This window comes from Flavobacterium sp. UBA7682 (assembly GCF_002482945.1).
Taxonomy (GTDB): domain Bacteria; phylum Bacteroidota; class Bacteroidia; order Flavobacteriales; family Flavobacteriaceae; genus Flavobacterium.
In genome coordinates this window covers 1-4,518 of sequence record NZ_DLGY01000037.1, presented here as the reverse complement: position 1 = coordinate 4,518, position 4,518 = coordinate 1, and the positions used below count along the sequence as shown (strand labels likewise).

The window sequence follows — 4,518 nt, the reverse complement described above, 5'->3', positions numbered from 1 at the left end:
ATTTGGAATAAGATGAAATTGGTTATTGCTTCGATATTATTTTGGTTTTTGCTGTTACCGGGTATAGGGCGCGGGCAGGGGATTGTGATTGATGAGAATGCAAAAAGAAATGAATCATTAGATTATGAAAGCAGACATACACAAAGAAATAGGTATAGACTTGAGAATGCAAAAATTTATAAAAAAAACAATGTCCGGAAAGTAGAACTTTTTCAAACATCCAATGGGCTTCGTTTTATGCTTACTTTCGACCGCAATGGAAGAATAATAAAAAGAAAAAGTTTAGATGGAAGGATTTATATCACAATTACAGATTCTATTTTTGAAGCCAATCGGATCATTGTAATTGATAGTTTTTTTTACGAAAACGACCTGGCAAGGATTGACACACTTTTAATTGATAAAGTAGAAATCCAAGCGCGAAACAATAAAATTGTTCGGTATGATAAAGGACAATATAAGTCCTACAAAAGCGGACGAACTCTGAATCAGCGGAATGATTATTATAGAAACTTACTAAAATATGCCGAGGACCGCTACTATACCCGGCGGTATCCGAATCACGGACAGTTTTCTCCCCCAAAAAGAATAGATGGAAATTTTCATCCCATTTACAGGCCGAATTACAGAAGCTACGCTCAACCATACAGACCTCTTTTAAGCAGAAAGTCTTATGAAACTCAAACATTTTATCTTTCTCAAAAAAAGACTGAGGTTCTAAATATTACAAACGCATCAGAAAATGAAAAATCAAAACTGATTGCAAAAAATAAAACGAAATATTTTGTTCGTGGAGAAAATTTTAATGAAAGAAATTATTGGTTTGACTTTGGGTCTGGAGGAGGCTGTGGCGGAGCCCGTGACTATTCACGCCTAAGCCCTATTTATAAAGAAAAGAAAGTATTAAACAACAAGGGTTTGATAGACACCATTTTTACAATTACCTATTATGAGCAGGCAAAGGATAAACCTTGTGTCAAGCCGACTGATGTTAATTTTACAGATTACCTGAGAGGATATTCGGGAGTACCGGTAAAATCCATCCAATATTATTTCCGCTACGAATACTTTGACGAATAGAAAATGAGCCGCTTTTTAAACACTATATTATGTTTTTTGTTGCTGCTGCCGGTTGCGGGGCGTGGGCAGGAAGGAATTATTAAAACAATCTATGGTTACGAAATCAACCCCTCCATTTTTAAAAATGCAGGTGTTAGAAATGTTTTACGAATGGAAGGCGGAACAGAAAAAATTTCATTGACATTTGACACAACAGGAAGAATAATCAGCCGAAAAGAAAATGACGGAAGTTTAAGAATCGATTCTTTTTTCCTTCTGCATGAAACTTCTGTTGTGAAGCAGATAATTTATAACAGTCAATTGTTAATGGTCGATTCAACGTTTATTACCAAAACTTATTTGAAACAAAACGATTCGTTGGAATTTGATCAGATTATAGAGCGGTCTTACAAAACCGGGGAACAAATCAACAGCAGAAATAATGAGTACAATTTACACCATCAGCAATATCCGGATTGTACGGGTCCTGTATTTCATTCTACAGACAAAAATGTAGCCAATACAACAATTAATTTTGGTGATCAGGCATCAAATCAATTTAATATTACCAGCTTAAATAAGCTACCGCAATTTCATCATAACAATAATAACTTTATTCCATTTAAAACGAATTACAATTCCGCCCAACTCTATCTTACCGGTGAAAAATTACTTTACAGCATTATTAAGGGAGGAAATGAAAAGCACATTTTGAATTTAAAGAAAAAAGAGTCCCAGCGTTATTTCATTGATGGTGAAGTTTTTTCTCATCATTGCGCTTTTAATATCGATGTTGCAACTTGCGGGGGAACACTCATACGAAACGATGAAAATTACAGTAAGAATTCTACACATAAAAACAAGAAAAACCTTACTGATACTGTTTACAGAGAATTCTATCCGGTTCAGAAAGATGATGAACCTTGTATAAAACCAAAAGATTCAAGCGTAAACTTTTATTTATACGGTCGAGCAGGAATGAGCATTAAGGAAGTTATCTTCTATTACCGCTACGAGTATTTTGATGAATAGAATCAAATCTTTTTTACTGTTTAAATAATAATAATTCAATTTTTACGTTTTGCATTTCTCTAACGTTTTTTGCGAAGAGGCTATTTATTATCAAAATAAAGATGTAATTTGCTTCACATTAACAGTACTCTTCATCATTAAAAACAATATACCATGAAAAAGACCATTGTTTTATCCAGCATACTGCTGGCCACCGGCCTGATTTATTCCTGCAAAAAGAATATCAGTGACAAGAGCCCCGGGAATACGGTTTATTTAGATCTTCCGGCACAACCTTATGCTTACTATGACTCTCTTATGTCCGGCAATTCAACTGGGTTGAATAAAACCGCCACCTTGGGAAGGGTCCTTTTTTATGACAATCATTTATCAATCAACAACAGTATCTCCTGTGCCAGCTGCCATAAACAGCAACTGGCTTTTGCAGATAATGTGGCCCTGAGCAGAGGATTTGAAAACAGGCTGACCGGCCGGAATTCTATGGGCATACAAAACCTTGGTTTTAGCTCTACCAAAACACTAAATCGTGTTGCGGGAATGTTGCCTCTTTTTTGGGATGGGCGCGAAAATTCCACCGCTAATTTAATCGCCAGACCGATTACCAATCACGTGGAAATGGGCATCAGTGATTTAGACAAACTGGTGGAAAAGCTTAGCTCGCTACCTTACTACAAGGAATTATTTTTAGCTGCTTATGGCTCCGAAACGATTACTGTAGAAGGCATATCTGATGCTGTTTCTACATTTATGTGTTCTATCAGATCTACTGAAAGCCGCTTTGACAAAAGTAATCAGGGTGCGAACGGACTGAATGCAACAGAAATGAAAGGTCTTGCCTTATTCAATAATGTTTACAATTGCAACAATTGCCATCAGCCTCAAAACATCGGCTATATGGGAAAAAACATGTTTAACATCGGACTTGAATATCCTGCTAAAGACAAAGGTGCAGGCGCAGTTAGCGGAAATCCTGCAGATGTAGGTTCATTCAAAATACCTAACCTGCGTAATGTTGCCCTTACCGCGCCTTACATGCACGATGGCCGTTTTGCCACGCTGGAAGATGTATTAGATTATTACAGCCATGGTATTCCAAACGATCCGAATCTTGACGAGAATTTGCGTGATAAAAACGGTGCGCCGCTACGATTGAATATTACTGCAGACGACAAAAAAGCCATCATAGCCTTTTTGAATACGCTGACTGATTACAGTATGACGACCGATCCTAAATTCTCCAACCCATTTAAAACCAAATAAGCACACATCCTCATGATCAAAAAACAATTCCTGAAATCAACCGCATTAACCTTACCCTTTGTACTGGCGTTTACTTCAACTTCGTTTTCACAACAAAATGATATTGCACCAAAAAAGGAACATAAAACAGAGCACTTTGTTGGCGTACAGATGAATGAATTAATCCGGCAGGTTTTTAATTTTAATAATAACGGAAGCAATACTGCCAATAACAATCCATACCTGCTGATGTATACCCTGAAGTTCAGAAAATGTGGCATTGGCATCAGGGCAGGAGCCGGTTATACTTATCAGGATTTTACGACTGAAGATGGCCTGACAAACAAGCTGACGCAAATTAACGAACTGCATTGCCGGCTGGGTGTTGAAAAAAGTTTCAGATTGTCCTCCAAATGGAGCACGGGTGTCGGTATTGACGGGATTGCCAATCTCAACAAAAACTACACGACCAGTCTGTTGCGTTCTTTTGACACTGTAACCACGAAAACGAATTCTGAGTTGAATAGTTTTGGAGGCGGTGCGATGGCCTGGCTTCGCTACAACATTACGCCGAATGTATTGGTGGGCACGGAGACCAGCTTTTATTATGCTACAGGCGACCAGAAACAAAAAATTGCCATTACACAGCGCGACAGGATGAACTTTCCGTTTACGGATATGGTAACAACTGTCACCACGGATGAGTCAAAATCTTCCTCAGGCGTTTTCAGCGTACCGGTTACTTTCTTTTTGATTGTAAAGTTTTAGCGGCCGCTGTTTAATTTCTCAAAGCATTTTCAATGCAAACAATACCAATAAGGTTTTACTACTTTATTGGTATTATTTTTGATACAGAAATGAAAGGGTTTTACGAATATTTCGACGAGTAAATTCTTCATTCCTCCTTCTCTGTGCCTCAGTGAGCAAAAATCTACAATTCCCTCAAATACTCCGCTTTCATTTTACTCAGAAATTCCGGTGTTACGCCAATGTAGGAAGCGATTTGCTTTTGCGGAATGGAATTGATGAGGGTGGGATACGTGCTGCAGAATTTACCGTAGCGTTCTTTGGCACTCAGCTCCAGATTATCGAGCACCCGCTGCCGGCTGGCCACCGTAGAATTCTCTACCAAAATACGAAAGTAGCGCTACGGTAAATTCTGCAGCACGTATCCCACCCTCATCAATT

The 4,518-nt window shown here is 38.2% G+C and carries 4 protein-coding genes; all 4 read left to right on the top strand.

Annotated features, from left to right (window positions below):
* Nucleotides 1-12: 12 nt before the first annotated feature.
* The 4 genes from B3C16_RS10910 to B3C16_RS10895 all read left to right on the top strand — a co-directional run bounded on the left by B3C16_RS10910 (nt 13) and on the right by B3C16_RS10895 (nt 4,098).
* The gene (locus tag B3C16_RS10910; RefSeq protein WP_291131579.1) at nt 13-1,080 is read left to right on the top strand and encodes a hypothetical protein; all 1,068 of its coding nucleotides are present in this window, start codon (nt 13-15) and stop codon (nt 1,078-1,080) included.
* A 3-nt stretch (nt 1,081-1,083) separates the two neighbouring features.
* A complete protein-coding gene (locus B3C16_RS10905; RefSeq protein ID WP_291131577.1) occupies nt 1,084-2,091 on the top strand; it encodes a hypothetical protein in 1,008 nt (335 codons plus the stop codon).
* A gap of 153 nt (nt 2,092-2,244) precedes the next feature.
* The gene (locus B3C16_RS10900) at nt 2,245-3,351 is read left to right on the top strand and encodes a cytochrome-c peroxidase (protein ID WP_291131575.1); all 1,107 of its coding nucleotides are present in this window, start codon (nt 2,245-2,247) and stop codon (nt 3,349-3,351) included.
* A 12-nt stretch (nt 3,352-3,363) separates the two neighbouring features.
* On the top strand, nt 3,364-4,098 hold the full coding sequence (locus B3C16_RS10895) for a hypothetical protein (RefSeq protein WP_291131573.1): 735 nt from the start codon (nt 3,364-3,366) through the stop codon (nt 4,096-4,098).
* The last annotated feature ends 420 nt before the right edge of the window (nt 4,099-4,518 follow it).

Bases quoted from the DNA above. Each gene is read 5' to 3' on its own strand.
- B3C16_RS10910 (WP_291131579.1), top strand. From the start codon at position 13: ATGAAATTGGTTATTGCTTCGATATTATTTTGGTTTTTGCTGTTACCG.
- B3C16_RS10905 (WP_291131577.1), top strand. From the start codon at position 1,084: ATGAGCCGCTTTTTAAACACTATATTATGTTTTTTGTTGCTGCTGCCG.
- B3C16_RS10900 (WP_291131575.1), top strand. From the start codon at position 2,245: ATGAAAAAGACCATTGTTTTATCCAGCATACTGCTGGCCACCGGCCTG.
- B3C16_RS10895 (WP_291131573.1), top strand. From the start codon at position 3,364: ATGATCAAAAAACAATTCCTGAAATCAACCGCATTAACCTTACCCTTT.